This window comes from Devosia sp. CAU 1758 (assembly GCF_054482695.1).
The window spans coordinates 91929-111555 of sequence record NZ_JBTLRJ010000005.1 but is presented as its reverse complement, the minus strand read 5'-3'; the positions used below and the strand labels follow the sequence as shown (position 1 = coordinate 111555).

18 protein-coding genes are annotated in these 19627 nt (G+C 64.2%); 3 read left to right on the top strand and 15 right to left on the bottom strand.

Annotated elements, in window-relative coordinates:
• Positions 1 to 14: 14 nt before the first annotated feature.
• Positions 15 to 1172, bottom strand: coding sequence for a serine hydrolase domain-containing protein (locus ACXYMS_RS16465; RefSeq protein WP_458907907.1), 1158 nt, complete (start codon positions 1170 to 1172; stop codon positions 15 to 17).
• 2 nt (positions 1173 to 1174) lie between these two features.
• Positions 1175 to 2128, bottom strand: a complete 954-nt coding sequence (locus ACXYMS_RS16460) for a hypothetical protein (protein ID WP_458907906.1) — start codon at positions 2126 to 2128, stop codon at positions 1175 to 1177.
• A gap of 161 nt (positions 2129 to 2289) precedes the next feature.
• Here ACXYMS_RS16460 and ACXYMS_RS16455 point away from each other — a divergent pair, with 161 nt between their 5' ends.
• Entirely contained in the window at positions 2290 to 3309 is a 1020-nt protein-coding gene (locus tag ACXYMS_RS16455; protein WP_458907905.1) for a LacI family DNA-binding transcriptional regulator, read from the top strand.
• Positions 3310 to 3323: 14 nt separating this feature from the next.
• Here ACXYMS_RS16455 and ACXYMS_RS16450 read toward each other — a convergent pair whose 3' ends face one another.
• From ACXYMS_RS16450 to ACXYMS_RS16410, 9 genes are all read right to left on the bottom strand, one after another.
• Entirely contained in the window at positions 3324 to 4550 is a 1227-nt protein-coding gene (locus ACXYMS_RS16450) for an MFS transporter (protein ID WP_458907904.1), read from the bottom strand.
• Positions 4547 to 5839 carry a TRAP transporter large permease gene (locus ACXYMS_RS16445; RefSeq protein WP_458907903.1) on the bottom strand — a complete coding sequence of 431 codons (1293 nt, stop codon included), beginning with the start codon at positions 5837 to 5839 and terminating at the stop codon, positions 4547 to 4549. Before ACXYMS_RS16445 ends, ACXYMS_RS16450 begins: the two co-directional genes overlap by 4 nt.
• Entirely contained in the window at positions 5836 to 6354 is a 519-nt protein-coding gene (locus ACXYMS_RS16440) for a TRAP transporter small permease (RefSeq protein ID WP_458907902.1), read from the bottom strand. Before ACXYMS_RS16440 ends, ACXYMS_RS16445 begins: the two co-directional genes overlap by 4 nt.
• A 61-nt stretch (positions 6355 to 6415) precedes the next feature.
• Positions 6416 to 7429 carry a TRAP transporter substrate-binding protein gene (locus ACXYMS_RS16435; RefSeq protein ID WP_458907901.1) on the bottom strand — a complete coding sequence of 338 codons (1014 nt, stop codon included), beginning with the start codon at positions 7427 to 7429 and terminating at the stop codon, positions 6416 to 6418.
• 11 nt (positions 7430 to 7440) lie between these two features.
• Entirely contained in the window at positions 7441 to 8634 is a 1194-nt protein-coding gene (locus ACXYMS_RS16430) for a CaiB/BaiF CoA transferase family protein (RefSeq protein ID WP_458907900.1), read from the bottom strand.
• Positions 8631 to 9719, bottom strand: coding sequence for a CoA transferase (locus tag ACXYMS_RS16425; RefSeq protein ID WP_458907899.1), 1089 nt, complete (start codon positions 9717 to 9719; stop codon positions 8631 to 8633). The genes ACXYMS_RS16430 and ACXYMS_RS16425 overlap by 4 nt, the downstream gene beginning before the upstream one ends.
• On the bottom strand, positions 9716 to 10861 hold the full coding sequence (locus ACXYMS_RS16420) for a CaiB/BaiF CoA transferase family protein (protein WP_458907898.1): 1146 nt from the start codon (positions 10859 to 10861) through the stop codon (positions 9716 to 9718). The genes ACXYMS_RS16425 and ACXYMS_RS16420 overlap by 4 nt, the downstream gene beginning before the upstream one ends.
• A 74-nt stretch (positions 10862 to 10935) precedes the next feature.
• Entirely contained in the window at positions 10936 to 12207 is a 1272-nt protein-coding gene (locus ACXYMS_RS16415; RefSeq protein ID WP_458907897.1) for a 2-hydroxyacyl-CoA dehydratase, read from the bottom strand.
• Positions 12204 to 13325 (bottom strand): 2-hydroxyacyl-CoA dehydratase family protein, encoded by a 1122-nt coding sequence (locus ACXYMS_RS16410; protein WP_458908019.1) that lies wholly within the window; start codon positions 13323 to 13325, stop codon positions 12204 to 12206. The genes ACXYMS_RS16415 and ACXYMS_RS16410 overlap by 4 nt, the downstream gene beginning before the upstream one ends.
• A 134-nt stretch (positions 13326 to 13459) precedes the next feature.
• On the opposite strand from ACXYMS_RS16410, the gene ACXYMS_RS16405 reads away from it, so the two are divergent.
• Positions 13460 to 13984 carry a MarR family winged helix-turn-helix transcriptional regulator gene (locus ACXYMS_RS16405; RefSeq protein ID WP_458907896.1) on the top strand — a complete coding sequence of 175 codons (525 nt, stop codon included), beginning with the start codon at positions 13460 to 13462 and terminating at the stop codon, positions 13982 to 13984.
• 65 nt (positions 13985 to 14049) lie between these two features.
• The gene (locus tag ACXYMS_RS16400; protein WP_458907895.1) at positions 14050 to 15225 is read left to right on the top strand and encodes a CaiB/BaiF CoA transferase family protein; all 1176 of its coding nucleotides are present in this window, start codon (positions 14050 to 14052) and stop codon (positions 15223 to 15225) included.
• Here ACXYMS_RS16400 and ACXYMS_RS16395 read toward each other — a convergent pair.
• From ACXYMS_RS16395 to ACXYMS_RS16380, 4 genes are read right to left on the bottom strand one after another with little or no spacing between them, the layout of a single operon-like run.
• A complete protein-coding gene (locus tag ACXYMS_RS16395; RefSeq protein ID WP_458907894.1) occupies positions 15220 to 16557 on the bottom strand; it encodes an MmgE/PrpD family protein in 1338 nt (445 codons plus the stop codon). The genes ACXYMS_RS16400 and ACXYMS_RS16395 overlap by 6 nt on opposite strands.
• Entirely contained in the window at positions 16554 to 17672 is a 1119-nt protein-coding gene (locus ACXYMS_RS16390; RefSeq protein WP_458907893.1) for a CapA family protein, read from the bottom strand. Before ACXYMS_RS16390 ends, ACXYMS_RS16395 begins: the two co-directional genes overlap by 4 nt.
• Positions 17669 to 18640, bottom strand: a complete 972-nt coding sequence (locus ACXYMS_RS16385; RefSeq protein ID WP_458907892.1) for an oligopeptide/dipeptide ABC transporter ATP-binding protein — start codon at positions 18638 to 18640, stop codon at positions 17669 to 17671. The genes ACXYMS_RS16390 and ACXYMS_RS16385 overlap by 4 nt, the downstream gene beginning before the upstream one ends.
• Positions 18637 to 19626 (bottom strand): ABC transporter ATP-binding protein, encoded by a 990-nt coding sequence (locus ACXYMS_RS16380; RefSeq protein ID WP_458907891.1) that lies wholly within the window; start codon positions 19624 to 19626, stop codon positions 18637 to 18639. The genes ACXYMS_RS16385 and ACXYMS_RS16380 overlap by 4 nt, the downstream gene beginning before the upstream one ends.
• Position 19627: the final 1 nt, after the last annotated feature.

Below are 19627 nucleotides of genomic sequence, written 5' to 3'. Positions count from 1 at the left end.
CCCATGCACGGCGACTAGACCAGTTTGCGCAAAGCCTCGATGATCTGCGTTGCACGCTGGTCCTCCGGCCCCATCATCCAATTGGTGACGTAGCCGAAACCGATCTGGCGCTGGGGATCGGCAAAGCCGACCTGCCCGCCCGCGCCGTCATGTCCGAAACTGTTCTCGCCAAGATAGCGCCGTGCTTCGGAATCGAGTTGGAAGCCATAGCCCCAGCGTGAAAAAGGTGGGTCGCCGCCAAAGACCGACACGCCCTGGCTCTGCGTCCGGGTGGCCTCAGCAATGACAGCATCGCCGATGAGGCGGAGGCCATCGGTGGGCACGACCGTCGTCGACCAGATACTGGCAAGGGCTCTCGCCGTGGCAATACCACCGGCGCCGGGGATCTCGGCGGCGCGAATGCGCTGCTTGTTGAAGCCGCCATCCTCGCTGACCAGGTCGGCCGGCAGGGCGTCGCCCAGCGTCATAGCGCGGTAGGGCCAGTTAGGCGCGGGCTTTGCGCCCTCCCCGGCCCAGAGCGCGATGAGGGGCGGGCTTACCTGCAGATGCGCCGGGAGATCGGCCAGGGCGTCCGGCAGCCCGATCCAGGCATCGGCCCCCAGCGGCTCGGCTATCAGTTGGCGGAAATAGAGGCCCGGCGATTTTCCGGTAACACGGCGGACCAGTTCCCCCGCGAGCCAGCCATGGGTGAGGGCGTGGTAGGCATAGCCGGTGCCGGGCGGCCACAGCGGCTCTTGCGCGGCAAGCACAGCGACCATGCGGTCCCAATCGACAATGTCTTCTTCAGTGAGGGTCTCGCGCGGCGCGGAGAGCCCGGCCTGGTGCGCCAGGGCCTGCCCGACAGTGACCCGCTCCTTGCCGGCAGCGGCAAATTCTGGCCAATAGCGGGCAATCGGCGCCGCATAATCCAGAACGCCATCCTCGACGAGGCGCGCGACAAGGATCGACATCAGGCCCTTGGTGCAGGAAAAGACCACTGAAGGCGTATTCGCCGTCCAGGTGCGTTCACTGCGCGCATCCGCAATGCCCGCCCAGAGATCGACAACGCTCTGGCCGCCAATCCTGATATTGAGGGCCGCGCCCATATCGGGGCGCCCTTCAAAGCCTGCGGCAAAAGCCTCGGCCAACGGCTCGAAACCCGGCTCGACAGTTCCGGCCAGTGCGATTGCCATGCTCACGCCTCCACCGTCAGATATCCGTCCGCGCCCGTGGTGACACGCAGCGGATCGCAGATGCCACCGACAAAGCTGCCCTCGGCGGACACATTGTTAAAGGCGAGCAGCCAGGGCGTGCCCTGCCGGTCCATGGCGATCCTGCCGGCATAGAGGCGTTCGTCGACCAGGAGCCGGGCCGTACCCAAATCCACCGGTCCGGGCAGGTCCCCGACCGGCAGGCTCCAGATGCCACCGACCTCCCCTGCCCGCTTGCCGCAGAGCTTGGCGCTGTCGCAACAGAAGACCAGGTGCTCGCGTCCACCGATGTTGACGAGTTGGAAGACTTCCAGATGAGCGAAACCCGAGCCCGAGGCTCCCAGAGGCGGCTCAACGGTCCAGGTCTTGAGATCGTTGGAAATCGCATGGCCCATGATGCCACGGTCGGGCTCCAGGCCATCCTTGCCGCGCGCGGTGATCAGCATATGCCAGCGCTGGTCCGACTGGCGCCAGAACACCCAGGGGTCGCGCCAGGCCTCTTCCGGCCAGGACGAGGTGCCCAGCGTCTCATAATATTGCTTGTCGGCCGAGCAGATCGGCCCCGGCGACCTGGTCCAGGTATGCAGGTCCGGCGAGGTGGCAAGCCCGATGGTTTCGATATTGGCATTGCTGTCCTCGGAGAGGAAGCGCGAGCCGGTATAGAACATGCGCCAGAGGCCGTCGGGGCCGCGCAATACGCAGCCCGTCCACGTGGCGCTGGCATCGAAACTGCCCGGCACCCCGGCGTCAAAGACCTGGCCATGATTGGTCCAGTTACGCAAATCGCTCGAGGTCGCATGACCGATGCGCGCATTGCGATGTCGCAGGTCGGGATGGCCCAAGGATCTGGGGGCATGCAGGTAGAAAAGGTGATGCTGCCGGCCATCGTCGGCCAGCCAGAAGTCCCACACAAAATGATCCGGCAGACTGAATGCCACTCCCGAGCCCCTTTCCGAGGTCTTGCCAAACCGGTCTTCTCAGACCGGCTTTGCTAAATCCATTTAGCACATGCTATGCTCCAGCCTGCTTGTCAAGCGGGGGTCGCATGGATATCCAGTCCAGTGTCGACCTCCCGGTCGCAGGGGAGGAATCGGGGCACTTGGCGAAGAAGCGTATAACTCTGGCAGATGTAGCGCGTCTGGCGGGCCTCTCGACCACGGCGGCCTCGATGATCCTTACGGGGCGCCCCGACACGCGCCTGTCGCCCGAGGCGCACAAGAAGGTGCATGACGCCGCTGCGAGCCTTGGCTACCGCCCCAATGTGGCGGCACGGGCCCTGCGCACTGACAAGTCGCGCTCCATCGCCTTCATCTCCGACTATGTCGCCACCACCCGCTTTGCCAGCGGCCTGATCCGCGGAGCCCTGGCCGCCGCCGAGGAGGCCAAGCATGTGATGCTGGTGCTCGAAACCGGCGGCGAGCCCGCGCGGGAAATCCAGGCGGTCGAGGCAGCGCTGGATCGCCAGGTGGATGGGCTGATCTTTGCGGCCATGCGTGCCCGTGAAGTATTCGTGCCCGACATGGCCATCAACATCCCGGTGGTGATGCTCAACGGCACCAGCGCCCGCTTCCCCGTCTCGGTCCTGCCCGACGAATATCGCGGCGGACGGGCGGCGGTGGAGCTTCTGGCCCGCGCCGGCGTCCGGGATGGCATCGTGCTGCTGGGCCACAATGCAAGGCAGGAAGAAGGTCTCTTCCGCTCCGAAGCCATTGCCCGCCGCTTCCAGGGTATTCGCGATGCCATGGCCGAAGCCGGGCTCGGCTTCGCGGACGAGTTGAGCTGCTGGAACTGGGAACCGGGCTTTGGCTATGACCTCACCCGCAAGCTGCTCAAATCGCAGCGCCCCCGGGCCCTGCTCTGCCTCAACGACCGTCTGGCCTTCGGCGCCTATCAGGCGTTGGCGGAGGCTGGTCTCAAAATCCCCGAGGACGTGTGTCTTGTCGCTTTCGACAATGACGAAATCGCCTCCTATCTGCGCCCGGGCCTCACCACGATCGGGCTGCCCCACGAACAGATGGGGCGCCGGGCCGTGGAATTGCTGCTCGAGGGCAAGGGGAGTGAGGGCGCGCTGATGGATATGCCGGTGATCGAGCGCGGATCGCTACCGCCCGGCCCCTAGCTGCGGCAGCCGGATCAGGCGTCGACCTCGATATGGGAATGGGCTCTTGCCGGCACCCGCACCAGGGCCATGGCTAGCGCACCGGCCAGCAGCAACAGGGCAAAGATGGCAATAGGCGCACGATAATCGCCATACCAGTCGTGGAAGACGCCGGCCAGGATTGGCGCCACCGCCGTGCCCGGCACCTGGAAGAACATCAGCAACCCCTGCACGGCGCCGAACTGGTTCTCCCCGAAGAGATGCGCGCAGAGCAGCAGCACGACCAGCGTCGGCGCCCCGGCACCAATCCCCTGCGCCACGATGACGACGAGCATGGTGGAAAAGCCGGGCCAGATTGCGTAGCTGCCAATGGCCACGGCTTCGAAGAGGAACAGACCCGCCAGGAAAAGCGGTAACACCTTTGCCGGCGCCTTGTCGGCAACGCGGCCGGCGATCAGGCGCACGGGAATCGACAAGAGGATCATGCCGCCGAAAATGCTGCCCGCCAGGGGCGCATCGAGACCTGAATCGGTCATTAGCGGCAGCAGATGCACCGAGAGGCCGGTGACCACGGCGGCCTGTGCCATAAAGGCGAAGGCGATGAGCCAGAATTCTGGCCTTGCGGCGATGGACGCGAAGAGTTTCGGCCTGACCACAGGCTTGACTTTATCGCCGGCGGGGCGGGGCGCCTCTGTCCGGCCGAACGTCAGCAGCGGTATGGGCAGCAGCGCCAGGACGATGGCGGCCCAGATGAAGCAGGTGTTACGCCAGCCCACCAGTTCGACCAGCACGGTGACCAGCGGCACCAAAAGGGTCGACACCACTGCCGCCACGGAAAAACGTACGGCCAGCGCCATGCCGCGCCGCTCGCGATTGGCCGTCACCACCAGCTTGTCGAGTGCCACGGTAAAGCCGGCAGCCACGCCCACAGAAACCAGCACCGACCAGGCAAAGTAAAGGGCGGCTTCGCTCTGCACAAAGCCCAGCACCACCAGCCCGAAGGCCAGCAGCACCATGCCGGCCACCACCACCGTGCGTTCCCCGGTACGATCAACCACCTGCCCGACCAGGGGCGAGACGGCGCCCGAAGCCAGGCGCCCCAGACCAATGGCGGTGGACACCGCGCCGCGCCCGGTGTCGAGGTCGAGCGCAATGGGCTTGAGCAGGGCCGATACGGCGAAGGCGACGAAGCCATGCCCGAAGCCGGTCAGGATGCCGGTTGTGGTGATCAGCCCCCAGCCGCCCTTGGGTCTAGAAGTCACAGGTTGGGCAACCAGAGCACAAGGACGGGAAAGGCGATCAACATGGCCACATGCAGAACGTCCGCCGCCACGAATGGGAAGGCCCCCTTGAAGATCTTGTCGAGCGGCACGTCCTTGGCGACCCCTGAGAGGATATAGACGTTCATCCCTACGGGTGGGGTTATCAGCGCAATCTCGGTCATGCGCACCACCAGGACGCCGAACAGCACTGCGTCAAAGCCCAGATCCATCATCAGGGGAAAGAACAGCGGAATGGTCAGCGTCATCATGGCCGAGGCGTCCAGCACCATGCCGAGCACGAAATAGACCAGGAGCACCAGCATCAGCACCGCCATGGGCGGCAGGCCGCTCTGGGTGACGAAATCGACAATATGCAGGGGGATGGTGCTGGCGGTGACGAAGGAATTGAACACCAGGGCCCCGAACAGGATGCCGAAAATCATGCCGGTGGTCTTGAGCGTGGCGTAGATGGCGCTTTTTGCCGATTCCCAGTTGAGCCGCCGCCGCGCCACCGAGACGATGATGGCCCCGAAGGCACCGATGGCGCCGGCCTCGGTGGGAGTGAACCAGCCCAAGACGATGCCGCCCATGACCAGGGCGAAGAGAAAGATCACTTCGCCAGTCTTGGTGAAGCTCGTGAGCTTCTCGCGCCAGGTGAATTTCGGCCCGCGCGGCCCGGCATCGGGCTTGATCCGGCACCAGATTCCAATGGTGATGATGTAGAACAGCGCCAGCAATATGCCCGGCACGATGCCGGCGGCGAACATTTTGCCGATCGAGGTTTCGGTCAAGATGCCATAGATGATGAACATGCCCGAGGGCGGAATGAGCGAGCCGATGGTGCCACCGGCCACGACGCTGCCCGAGGCCAGCGAGAGATTGTAATTGTGCTTGCGCATTTCGGGCATGGCGACGAGGCCCATCGTGGCCGTTGTCGCCAGCGATGAGGCGCTGACCGCCGCAAAGCCGGCCGAAGCACCGACCGTGGCCATAGCCAGTCCACCGCGCCGCCGACCCAGCCATTTGGAGGCGAAATCGTAAAGGTCCCGCCCGATGCCGGAGGCGAACAGCAGATGCGCCATGAACAGGAACAGCGGGATGGTGCCGATAGCATGGTTGGTGGCCAGGTCATAGGCGGTCACCCCGATCCGTACCACGGCTGCGTCGAGACTGATGATCAGAGCGAAGCCGAAAAAGCCCACCAGCCCCATGGCAAAGCCGATGGGCATGCCGAAGGTGATGAAGGCAAAGAGAATGGCGAGACCGGCAAAGCCGATGGCGACGGTCATTTCGAATAGTCTCCGGACTGACTCTCGTCATCCACGGGCACGCCCCGCAACAATTGGATGGCCTGGTAGATCAACACCACGCAGAGCAGGATGATCGCGGTGGCCATGGCCCAGCGGAAGGGAGCGACAGGGACGTTGATGATTGGGGACAGCTCGTTCTGCGCGCCGCGGCGGATGGCCTCCCTGATCGTTGCCCAGCCAATGGCGACCCAGAACAACGAACCGAGGAAGGTCATGACTCCATGCAGGCCAAGGCGCAGCCGGTCCGACTTGATGCGATCGACAAAGAGGGTCACGCGGGTGTGTTCCCCCTGCATGGCCGCGTAGGCCAGCGCGAAGGACACCGCCGGGATCAGCAGCAGTTCGGACAGCGAATAGGTGCCGGGAAAGGCGATGCCGATGGCGCGGAACACCACGGTCACCACGGTGAGCAGCATGAGGGCGAGAATGGCGGCGACGCCGATAAAGGCCGCCAGCGCGCAGAGACGCCGCAGGATGGTTCCAAGAAGGGTCATGGCAACTCCGGCTGTGGGGAGCGCCGCGCGCCAATCGGGGCGCGCGGCACTTTTGGGATGCCTATTCGCCGTTGGCGGCGCGGATCTTGCCAAGGATTTCCGTGCCCGGCAGGCCGCTGGCGTCGAGCTGTTCGGCGGTCGCCTTGGCGGATGTGGCAAAGGCCGTGGAATATTCGGCAATCACTTCGGGATCAACGGCATTGAAGGTCACGCCCAGTTCCTCGCCATAGGCCTTGCCTTCCTCTTCCGCACCCTGGGCCAGCTCATAATTGGTCTGGGTCCACCACTCGATATTGTCCTCGAACACCTGCTTGATGTCATCGGGCAAGGTGGCCCAGACATCGCCGTTCATGGCGCGCGACGGATAGGCGCCACGGCTGTGGGGCAGCTCGGAGTAATACTTGATCACTTCGGCGAAGCTGAGGGACTTCAGCGCCTCATAAGGCGCAATCACCCCGTCGAGAACGCCGCGTTGGAGCGAGGGATAGGTATCGGTCATGGGCATGGTGACACCCTCTGCCCCAAACTCGGCCAGCGCGCCGACATAGTCGACCGCCGAACGGATACGCTTGCCCTGGAGGTCCTCGATATTTTCGAACGGGGCTTCGCGCAGCATCAGATGCATCGGTGTGCCGACATTGAAGCCCAGCACCTTGACGCCGTCGAGTTCTTCGGCGAACTGCGGATATTCCTCCCACAGGTCGAGATAGACCCGCAGCACATCCTGGGCGTCCCCATAGCCGTAGAACAGCTGTGGCGTCAGGCGGCTCAGGTCATAGCCGGAGCGGGCATAGATGGGGGCGATATAGGCGATGTCGGCAACGCCGGCGGCCAGTTCATCGATGCCTTCACGGCTGGTGATCAGCGATCCACCCCAGAACGGGGTGATTTCGACGCGACCGCCCGTCTGTTCCTTGATCCGGTCCATCCAGGCCTGGTCGGCCGCCCCATAGGGGTGGGTGGGCGAATAGGTGGTCGAATAGGTGAGCTGGAATTCCTGTGCCAGGGCAGACCCCGACAGGGCGACCAGCGCAGTTGCAGCAAGCAATGTCCACGTCTTCAGTTTCAGGTTCATAATTTCCTCCCTTATGAGACCTTGTTTTCGGCGCCGAGGGCGCCGCTTCTCCTGAGTTGGTCAAGATCCGCTCCGCCAATTCCAATCTCGGCGAGTGCGGATTCAGTATCGGTTCCGGGGGCATGACCGAGCCAGCGGACCGGATTTCGGGCGTCAAAGCGCACGGGTGGACCGACCTGCCGGACCGTCACGCCACTTTCTCCAATTGTTTCCACCACCATGCCGCGTGCGCGGTTATGGGGGTCAGCCAGCGCCTCGCCGACATCGTGGACCGGCGCAAACTGGGTTCCGGCGCTCTCGAGAATCGACAGCCACTCGTCCCGGTCACGCTCGGCAAAGATGGCCTCAAGCGCGGCGCGGATTTCGGGGCGCCGTTCGACCTGGTTCTGCAAGGGCGCGAAATCGGGGCGCCCGACGGTGTCGCAGAACACACGCCAATAGCGCGGCTCCATGTCGGTGGTGCAGATGAACTTGTCATCTCTCGTGCGCCAGAGCCCCATATCGGCCCGCCGCGTGCCGCGGGGCGGGATCGTCGTCGGATCGGGGTGGCGCGAGAGTACATTGACCAGGAGGCTCATGGAACAGTCGCTCATGGCGACGTCGACATGGCGCCCCTGACCGGTGCGACGGCGCTCCTCGATTGCTGCCAGTATGGCAAAGGCGGCATGGCTGCCGGTGATGACGTCGGCGGCCGGAATGCCGGCGAAGCTGGGCGCATTAGTATCTTCGCCGATGCGGGACTGCACCCCGGCGATGGATAGCGCCACCGGATCATGGCCCGGCTTGTCCCGATAGGGACCGGTCTGGCCGCAAAGGGTGAGACTGGCATAAACAAGGCGCGCATTTATGGCGCTGAGCGCCTCGAATCCCAGCCCCAGGCCATCAAGCACGCCGGGGCGGTAATCCTCGACCACGATATCGGCCCATCGCGCCAGATCCTGCAACACAGGCAGCGCGTCCGCATGACCGATATCGATCATCAGGGAGCGCTTGTTGCGGGCCAGGATATCATTCTCCCGCAATTGCGCGCGCTTTTCGGGCGACAGGCGATCCCAGCCGAAAACCTCGGCCTGCTTGGCGATCTCACGGGGATTTTCCACCCGGAGCACCTCGACCCCCATATCGGCCAGAAGCCACGTGCAATAGGGCCCTGGCAGCAGCCGGGAGAAGTCGAGGACCCTAAGGCCAGAAAGAGCGCCGCTCATCTGGCCCCCCATGACTTGAATGAGCTGGCCGGTCGGGGGGTGGCGAGGGTCCGGGCGGGCGGCGTCTGCTTGAGCGAAGAGGCAAAGAGCGGGCCAGGCAGGCTCGCCTTCTTGCCTGTCGTTTCATCCGTGACCTGCACAAAGAGGCCACGGGCGGCCAGATGCTCGCTATTGCGCACTTCGGCGGGCGTATTGATGACCGAAAGGCCCCAGCCCTTTTCGAGCGACCAGCGCCCCAATTGCGCCTTGCCCTGCGAAAGGAAGAAGCGGCCCACGATCTCCTGCCAGCGGTCAATGACCTCCTGCGGCGTATCGGCGACCAGGGTATTGTCCCAGTCGATTTCGGCCAGTTCACCGGCCACGCCCTGGTCCACCATCACGGCAACCAGCGCCCGCATCATGGGCGGATTGTCGATCATCGACCAGGTGACGTGACCATCGCGGGCTGGCCAGATCTGCCGCACGCCGGACTTGCCGCGCACGAGGAGATTGCCGCGACGCCGGCCAATGCGCCCGGTCCACTCATACATCACGGCTTCGCGGTAACTGGCGAGGGTGACGCTCTGGAGCGCCGAGACATCGACACTCTGCCCGCGCCCGATACGGCGGCGCGCGAAGAGCCCCATCAAGGCCGCGGTCGCCGCCTGGATGCCGGTCAGGATATAGGCCTGCTCACCGGGAAAGCGCAACGGCGGGCTTTCGGGATCGCCGGTCACATGCATCAGGCTCGATTGCGCCATCAGCGTCAGGTCATTTGCAGGGCGCGCCGCGCCCATAAACGTATTAACCCGTACATGGATGACACCAGGCGAACCGTCTAGAGCGGCGGTCAAGTCAAAGCGGTCGCCATGGCGCTGGCCATCGAGCACGATGTCGGCATTCCGGGCCAGGGCGATGATGGCGTCACGGTCGTCGGCCTTGAGCCTTGTCTTGCCGTGGTGCAAGGCCAGTTCGCGCTCTGGCAGGCGCTTTTCACCCGCTTGCACGGAGACAACATCCGCACCAAGCTCGACCAGCATGCGGCCGCCGAAATCGACCAGCCCGTCGGAAAGTTCGACAACCCTGATGCCGGCTAAGAGGCTCATGCCAGGACCCCTTCGGCTTGCAGTGCCGCGATCTCGTCGGCGCTCAGCCCCGCAATCTCGCCGAAGACCTGTGCGTTGTGCTCACCGAGCAGGGGCGCCCGCGTCATGGTCCAGGGCGTTTCGCCAAAGGCATAGGGCGGCGCCGGCATTTTCGAGGATTTGAGAACGGGATGATCGAGCGCCACGAAATGGCGGCCCTCTGCAAGGTCCTCGCTTTCGAACACGTCTTTTCCGTCCAGCACCGGCGCAGCGGCGAGGCCCAGTTGCAGCAATGTCTCGGCCAGTTCGACTTTTTTCAGCCTTGCGGTGGCCTCGGCAATTGACTGGTCATCAAGATGTTCGGGGGCGAGTTCAAGGGCGGCAGCGAGCCTTGCCGCTTCGGCTTCGTCCCGGGCGGCAATGGCGATCCAGGCGTCGTCTCCCGCGCAGGGATAGACGCCGTGGATGACATATTCGCGGTCGTCATTGCCGGCCTTGTCGGGGATGGTGTCGGCCGCATAGAGATCGGCGATGACATGGATCATCGGCTCGATCTGGGAAATGTCGAGATGCTGGCCCTCTCCAGTCCGCGCCCTGTGTTCGAGCGCTGCGAGAATGGCAACGGTGGCAAACATCGGCGCGATGACATCGCCATAGGCCAGCGGCGGCATATGCGGATCGCGGCCAGGCCAGCCGGTAAGCGCGGCATGACCCGAGTGAGCAGCCGCCGAATTGCCATAGCCGCGAAAGCCGGCCATGGGCCCGCTGCGCCCGGCAACGGACACACTGGCGAGGATCACGTCGGGCCTGATGGATTTCAGCGTCTCATAGCTGAGCCCGATGCGATCCATGAACCCGGGGCCGAAATTTTCGACCACGACATCGGCCCAGGCCACGAGCTTTTTGGCGATCTCGACGCCCTGCGGGGTCGAGAGATTGATGGTGACGCTCTGCTTGGAGGTGTTGGTCTGGGCAAAGAAGGCCGAACCGTCGGGGTCCTTGATGCCACCGGCAAAGGGCGGAGAGAGACGACCCAGGTCCAGGCGTTTGCGCGACTCGATCTTGATGACCGTGGCGCCATTATCCGCCAGGTCCTTGGTGGCGCGCGGACCGGCACCTACCCAGGAGAAATCAGCGATCTTGAGGCCGTCCAGCGCACCCATAGCGCACCTCCCTACCCAGTCGTCGGCTTTGCCGATCTCGTTATGATGCATAATAGTTCATTAAGTGAACTACGTCAAATACCCTTTGCGCGTACCACCTCATCAAGGATCGGGGTGATGCGGCCGATTACCGCGTCGCGATCCCAGTCGCGCTGGTCGACCATGTCGGACCAGACTTTGACCACCCTGATGCCCGCCTCTTCCAGCGCCGCCTTGGCGAAAAGCGAGCCATGGCCGGAGAAACGGTCATGTTGGGGAATGAGCATCAGTGCCACGTCGATGCGGTATTTTTTCGCTTGCTCGACCATCCAGGCATTGACCCAGGGCGGCTGATGCAATTGCTCGTTCATGGCCGAGACTCGCGCCGCCAGTGCCCGCAGCGGATCGCCATTGCTGGCACGCCGATAACCATCGCCGGCAAAGGGCAGGTACATGGACCAGACAAAGGCGGCGCCATGGCTTTCCTCGAAAGCGGCATAAAAGCTCGTGTCGAACCAGAGGCCGGCGCCGATCCACATCATGCGCACCCGCTCATTCTCGACGATACCGGTGCCTGCCTCGATGCGTTCTGCGACTTCGTCGCGGAAGCGCCGCGCATGGGCCAATGCCCAGTCCGAGCCGCGGTGCCATTGGGGGATCATCACGTTGGGGATCTGCTCGGAAATGCGGATCGGACAACGGGGCGCCGCGGCAACAAGGTCGCTCGCCTCCTCGAAAATCTGCTCCTGGAGGTCAATGGCGTCCATATAGCGCGCGAACGCTTCCCGGTCGAACGGGCGGCCGGTCAGGGCTTCGAGCTCTCCGATCAGCTCCTCGAACTCGGCGACCATCAGGTCCAGCCGATCGGTGTGGTAAAGCGTTTCCCAATCCTTGCGGGCCACGCGCCACCAGTCCGGCTGCGGGTCGGGCACGGCGGGCGCCGACAGCAGCGTCAGGTGTGCGCCGGTCTTTTCGGCCCAGAGCGCAAAGATGCGCGCGTGGTCATCGGCACTGAGCCGGGCGCAGAGCATGGCCGGCCGAGGCAAGCCGCCCCAGGGCTGGCGCTCCGGACTGCCTTCCAGCTCGGCAACCAGCGGCAGGCTGGAATAGCGCGCCAGCCGTTCGTGAAAGCCGATGGATTGCATGTAGTCGAAATAGAATTCGGACAATTGCTTGGCCGCGATGACCGCCGACCACCACTGGTTGGTGACGATAGGCATGCCCATGGCGTGGAACAGCTCATGGGGTGTATCGGCGTTGACGAACGCATATTGCGTGCCCGAGGTGATCTGGGCGCGCAGCCCCTTGACCCAGTTGCGCTGGTATTCGGCAGCGGCGGCGGTGGCAGCAAGCGGCTGGTAGGTCATGACGTCGGCTCCAATGCTGCTGCAATCCTGCCGGCCGCGTGGGAGAGCCAGCCCGCATCGGGTTCCGGGTCGCGGAACCCCAGATTGACGAAGCCGATGCCACGCTCGGCCAGCGCCGCCATGAGGCCGGGTATTTCCCAGCCGAAGGTGTCGTCGGTCTGGGCCAGCTGGCAAATGACGAGCGAACAGTTCGCAGCCGTGATGGCGTCCAGCAGGGCCTGACGATGCCGCCCGGGGGGCGAGATGCGGAGGCAGAACGGGTCATCGGCCAGCGCTGCCAGCATCGCATTGCGCTGATGCTCGATCTCCCAGGGGCCGGGCCACACCTGGCCAAGGGCCTGTGCGTTGCAGGCCAGATCGCCCATTGTATCGAGCATGTCGAAAAAGCCCGGCGCGACGATGGGGGAGCCGACGAGGCCAAGCCGGGGGTGTCCTGTGGGCTTGGGCGTGGAGGACTGGAGCGCGGTTTCGAGCAGGTCGGCATGGCGCGCGACCGGCAGGAAGCGGCCAGCATTGCGCCAGCGCGAGGCCAGCGCTCCGGGCGCTACCGCATCGAGCGCGACCAGTGCGGATTGGCGGCGCGCGGCGTGTTCGGCTTTTGCAGCCAGCGCTTCGGCCCCGGGCACGGACAAACCCACGCGCACCAGAAAGTCCTGCAATTTATCGCACTGGATCTGGTTGAAGCGGGCGGCAGCGGTCCCTGACTTGTGCACCAGGTTGAAAAGGAACAGCGCCGGTACCGTCTTGGCCGCCCGGCCCTGGCGCACCCATTCGGTTGCGTATTGATAGGCCGTCAGCGCTGCCGCATCGTCGCGGGCAAAGACAATGCCGGCAAGTGCATCGAAGTGACCCGTAGCGAAACGATTGAGGAAGATCCGCACCTCGGCATCCACGAAGGGCTCGATGACCGCATCCATCGGGCCGGCGCTGGCCATGCGGCAGAAGTTGACGTGGATCGGGGTGGCGCCAGCGGCCGCAATCAGGGTTTCCGGCACGCCATTGCCGAAGATACCGATGCAGGGACCAGCCATGTCGCGCGCCGAACGATCTTCGGCTGCGAAGGCCGCATCGAGTGCCTCTCGCGCCTGCTCGGCGTCCAGTCCGGGCGCAATGTCCACAGGTGCCAATGATCCCTCCTCAATTATTAGTTCATTTTATGAACTGTTTTTGAGCGGGTCAAGCGGGGATATGGGCCGGTTTGACTTGCCCGGCTTTGCCGGATAGTCACCTCAGCCGAGACGAGGGACCGCGGATGACACAAAGCGACGACGCCAGCCCCGACCGACAGGGCGTGCAACTCGGAAATCTGCGTGAGAACCTGCCCTTCCTGACGCGCGCGCTGCGTGCCCATATCCGCGCCGAGAATGCCGGCTTCTTTTCCGATTTCGACGCCCAGCAGGGCGAACTCGTGGTCATCTGCCTGATCGGGCTCAATCCCGGCACCTCGCAGAACGACGTCGCCTCGACACTGGTGTTCAAGAAATCCGCGGTGACCAAGCTGATCAAGACGCTTGAGGATCGTGGCCTGGTACAGCGCGAAAAGGTGGCAGCCGACAAGCGCTACAATGCGCTGACCCTGACCGAGGCCGGGCGCGCCAAATATGAGCGGATCAACCAGCGCATGCGCGATCAGCACGAGGCACTCCTGGCGCCCTTCTCGGCCGACGAGAAGCAGCAATTGTTCGGCCTGCTCAATCGACTCCTCGACCACATGGCCGAGCGCGGCACCGCCAGGCAGGACGAGCGCGGCATGCTGGCCGGTGACCCCGACGATTGAGCCAAGCTTGACAACATCTCCCACAATAGTTCATTAAATGAACTATAAAACTGGGGAGAAGAGCATTGGCCCAACCACTGGCCGGCGTCAGGATTGCCGATTTCAGCCATGTCATTGCCGGCCCGCTCGCGACCCATTTCCTGCGGCTGCTGGGCGCCGAAGTCATCAAAGTGGAGCCGCCGGGCGGCGATGTCCTTCGCAACTACACCCAGCGCCGCGAATTGCGCGGCATGGCCGAGCCCTTCATCGGCGCCAATGCCGGCAAGAAGTCGATTGTGCTCGATCTCAAATCCGATTTTGGTCGGGACGCTGCCCGCAAGCTCATCGCCACCTGCGATATCCTGGTCGAGAACTTCCGGCCCGGGGTCATCGACCGGCTGGGCCTCGGCTATGAAACCTTGCGCCAGGACCAGAAGGAGCTGATCTTCTGCTCGATCTCGGGCTATGGCCAGGAGGGCCCGATGCGCGATTATCCGGCCATCGACCAGATCATTCAGTCCGTCTCTGGACTGATGAGCCTTTCGGGCGAAGCCGATAGCGGCCCCATGCGCGTCGGGTTCCCCATCGTCGATACATATTCGGCGCTGCTGGCCGCCTTTGCCATCCAGTCCGCCTATATCCAGCGCGAGCGCGACCCGCAAAGGCAGGGTCAGTTCATCGACATGTCCATGCTCGATGCTTCGCTGGTGATGATGGCCTCCGTGGTCAATCCGCTGGTCATCTCGGGCACCGAGCCCAGGCGTACCGGAAATCGCGGTTTTTCTCTCGCGCCCACTGCCGATACGTTCGAAACGCTGGATGAGCCGATCACCATCGGCGCCGTGCAGCAGAACCAGTATGAGCGCCTGTGCCTGGCGCTGGAGCGGCCGGACCTGCTGGCCGATCCGCGCTTTGCCGATGGCGACAGCCGGATGGATCACGACAAGGAATTGCAGGGGGAACTGGCCAAGTCCTTCCGCACGCGCACGGCGCTGGAATGGGAACGCGTGCTCTCCGATGCCGGCGTCCCTGCCGGCGCTGTCCGCCCGGTGCGCGATGTACTCCATCTCCCGCAATTGCAGGGCCGCGACCTGCAATTGCCCATCCATGTGCCCAACGCCGCCGTGGGCGACACCACGATCCTCAATGCCGGTTTCAAATTCGCCCATGATGGTCCGGGCCTTGATGCGCCGCCGCCGCTCCTGGGTGAACACACCGCCGAAGTGCTGGCCGAACTGGGCCTCGTCGAACCGGCGCTATAAAAACTCTATCAGCGGCGCAACGCCATTCGTCTCTATGCTGCGGACCGCGTCGAGAAATGCGCCGACATCGACCCCGACAATGCCAAGGCAATTGCCGAGCTTGGGAGCGAGATCGGTAAGCTGCATGTCCGCGGTGCGCCACTCCGGCACAGCGATGACGGTCTCGACCAGCCGCGTGCCATCGAGCAGTGCGATCTCGTAGCGCGCTTCGAAACCTGCAGAGGTCACCAGCTCGCGCATCTCGACCTTTCGCGCCAGATCCAGGATCGCAGCGTCGCCGCGTACCGCTTCGGCAAAGGCGCCGAGATCGACAGTGTCGCGGGTCATCGCCGCTGCGAACACATAGGGAATGGAGAATTTAGCGTCGATGGAAGTAGCCGGGGCAATTCGGCTCTGGCGCGGCAGGAAGAGCATGTCGTTGGGCGGCGTCGCCGTGACATCAACCCGCGCGATTGACCCCGCCAGCACACCCTTCCGCCGAAAAGTCTGGGCCGCGACAATGGCGCTATGAGTACCCCGGCAACTGGGCCAGCGCTTGACCGCGACAGATGGCCCGGCAAAGTGAACGCCTAAACTATCCAGTAGCGCCTGCTCCAGCGGCCCATTGCGCGTCAATTGAGCAAAGACCCCGCTCCGCCCTTCCAGCGGCTGCTCCACCGCCCGCACCCCGGCTCGGGCCAACAGCACAGACTCGACCGCCGCGCGGGCCGCCAGACTTTCGCGCACGGCGCGCAAATGTGATCGCGGCGAGCGCTTCAATTCATCCCCCAGCATGAACTGGGCGATGAACAGGCCCAGCGCATCGACGGCCTGCTGCCCGGTTAACCCCAACAGATATGCCGCGCCAAGGGTGGCGCCCAACCCCGACAGGATGGGCGGATGATACCAGCCGCGCTGCGCGGGATCGCCATCCAATGCCAGTGACAGGCGGCAGGCAAAGTCGCAGCCGAGGGCCAGCGATTTCAGGACACGCGGGCCATCCGAAGCCTCCATTTGTGCCAGGGACAGCACTGCCGGAATGAGCGAGGCATTGGGATGGATCATGCCCGCTTCGAACGTATCCTCGAAGTCCAGGGCATGGGCCAGCGCCCCATTGGCCAGTGCCGCCATCGGCGCGGTGACAGAGCATCCCCGCCCGATGATCCGCGCCGGCCCCGAGCCGCCCATGGCCATTGCATGATCGAGAAACGGCGCGGTGGCGGGCTCCAGAGAAACCGCTGCCGCCATCACGCCGAGGCCATCGGCGAGCGCGATCCGGGCGGCTTCTATGATCGGCCGGTCCAGCCTGTCGACGGACCAGTACGCATCGACGATCTGCCGGCTCAGCGTCATGTCCTGGCCGTGACAGCCAGCCGGGCGCCGTCCCGAACGATCTGTGATCCCAGTTCGGCAGCGTCGGAAATGGATTGGAGATAGGCGTGGATGCGCCTGAAGTCGGCGTGCTCCGGCCCTAAGATGCGCGGCAGGGCGTCCTTGCCTATCATGATGGGCACGAAGCGGACGTCCTCCACCCCCTCGTTGCCGAGCCGGGCTTCCAGCATCATGCTCATGGCCGAATCCGGCGGGAAATTATAGCGGCTGGTGAAGTCCGGCACCCAATCGGGATTGAGCTTCTGGATTTCCCGAAAACCCTTCGACTTGGCATGGGCCTCGTCCATCAGCAGGTCGATGGCGAAATTGGCAAGGCTATAGGCGATGGTCTTGCCCTTGTAGATTTCCACGCCCTTGAGGATATGGGCATGGTGCCCCAGCACCAGGTCGGCCCCTGCGTCGATGGCGGCATGGGCCACTTCGCGCTGATAGTCGGGGATCACCGCCGGCACGAAATGAATGCCGGCATGGTGGGAGAGGATCACAACGTCGACCTGCTTTCGCAGGTCACGAATACCCTCCAGCAAAGCATCCAGATCGTCGCGATGGCTAAAAGTATGGACGCGCGCCGGGGTGCCCGGCTGGTCGTGCTCAATCTGCTCATAGACGGTATGTGCCCGCATCGGCGCGCAGCCTGGCCGCCGCTCCTCCGCCCAATAGGTCATGGGGAGGATGGAATTGACGGCGATAACGCCGACCTTGACGCCTTTGCGCTCAACAATGGCGGGCCTACGTGCCTCTTCGATCGTGCGCCCGCTGCCGAGCTGGATGGCCCCTGCTTGCTCCAGATTGTCGATCGTGTCGGTCAGCCCGTCCGGACCCCAGTCCATGCAATGATTGCCAGCAAAGGACACCAGTTCCAGCCCGGTGCCCACCAAGGCATCGGCCACATCGGGCTTGCCGCGGATGGTGTGGCGAGCCTGGGGCAGTCTTGTGCCACGCGTCGTCAGGTTCACCTCAAGCTGGCCGAAGCCCAGATCGGCAGATTGAAGGCGCGCCCGAACGCCGTCGAAAATGCTGGCCGTATCATCCCGGTCCGGACCGATATCCCCCACGGCAACGAATTTCAGGCTCATCGCGCGATCTCCGGGTCAAGGAGATGACAAGCTGCCGCGCCGCCATGGGTCGCTGGCAGCATTGCTGGACGCACCGTGCGGCAGGCATCAAAGCTCAGCGGGCAGCGGGTGTGATAGGGACAGCCCTCGGGTGGATCGAGCGGGCTCGGAATTTCGCCGCTCGGCGGCAATTCGGGCCGGGGCGCATGGGGGTCGGGCGGCAGGGCCGCCGCCAGTAAAGCCCTGGTATAGGGATGGGCGGGCATGGTGCAGATGGACTCGGCGCTCCCGCGCTCGATCACCCGGCCCAGATACATGACGATCACATCGTGGGCCATGAACCGGACGGTGGCCAGGTCATGCGAGATGAAAACGCAGCCCAGCCCATACTCGTCCTGCAAATCCTTCAAAATGTTGAGGATCTGGGCTCGGATGGAAATGTCCTGCGAGGAGACCGGCTCATCCAGCATCAGCACTTCCGGCCGCGAGGCGATGGCCCGGGCAATGGCGATGCGCTGGCGCTGGCCACCGGAAAACTCGTTGGGAAAGCGCCGCGCATCCGCCGCCGTCAGCCCCACGGCTTCGAGCACCTCGGTGACGCGATTGGCCCTGTCAGTCCGGGAGAGGCCCTCGATGGTCGCGAGCGGCTCGGCGATGATCCTGCCCACCCGCATGCGCGGATCGAGCGAGGAGAAGGGGTTCTGGAACACCGGCTGCACGGCACGGCGAAATGCCCGCCGCTCTGCGGCGCTAAGCTGGGAGGCGGGCCTGCCCTTGAACAGCACTTCGCCCTCGCTCGGCGCATCGAGCAGCAACAGCATGCGATTGAGCGTGGTCTTGCCGCAGCCCGATTCGCCAACCACACCGAGTGTCCGCCCCGGCTCCAGCGTCAGATCCAGTTCGGTGACCGCATGCAGGTCGCGATTGGCGCCGCGATGGCGCACCTTGAAAACGCGCCCCAGCCCACGCGCAGACAGGATGGCACTCATGCTGCCCCCCTTTGCGCCGCAATCGGAAACCAGCAGAGCGCCGAATGCTCCGCCCCGACGGATACATTTTCCGGCGGTTCAAGGCATTTGGCCTGGGCATTGGCGCAACGCGGATGAAATCGGCAGCCCTGAGGCCGCGCCCCGACCGGGGGCGGTGAACCGGGAATGGTCGGCAGCCGTTCGGGCCGCTTGTCCACCGTCGGCACGCTGTCGAGCAGGGCCCTGGTGTACCAATGCGCTGGACGGGCGAAGATTTCGCGCACCTGCCCCTCTTCGACGATCTGGCCGGCATACATGACCGCCACCCGGTCGCACATGCGCGCCACCACACCGAAATCATGGGTGACGAACAGCATGGCCATGCCGAGACGCTGTTGCAGGTCCTTGAGCAGGTCGAGGAACTGATACTGGATGGTGACATCGAGCGAGGTGGTCGGCTCATCAGCAATCAGCAGTTTTGGCGCTCGCGCCAGCGCCATGGCGCCCACGACACGCTGTCGCATTCCGCCGCTCATCTGGTGCGGATAACTGCCCAAGCGCGCCTCGGCCGAGGGTATGCGCACATCTTCAAGGGCGCGGATGGCCCGCTCCTGCAACGATCCCTCTGCGGTCGCGTGCCGACGCAACCCTTCCTTGAGCTGGTTGCCCACGGAAAATACCGGATTGAGCGAAGCCATCGGGTCCTGGAGGATCATGGAGATTTCCCCGCCGCGCAAAGCCGCCAAAGCGTGCTTGTCGAGCCGGGCAATGTCCTGCCCCTGATAGCGAATTTCTCCGGTGAGCCCCTTGTCCAGCAATGGCGGCAAGAGGCGCATCAGCGCCATGCCCAACGTGGTCTTGCCGGAGCCGCTTTCGCCCACGAGGCCAAGGGTTTCGCCGGCGCGGATGGAGAGGCTGGCTTTGTCGATCAGCGCCGGGCCATCGCGGCCCACGCGCACGCTGACATTGCGCATGTCGAGCAGCGGCTGGTCGGATAGAGGCGACATT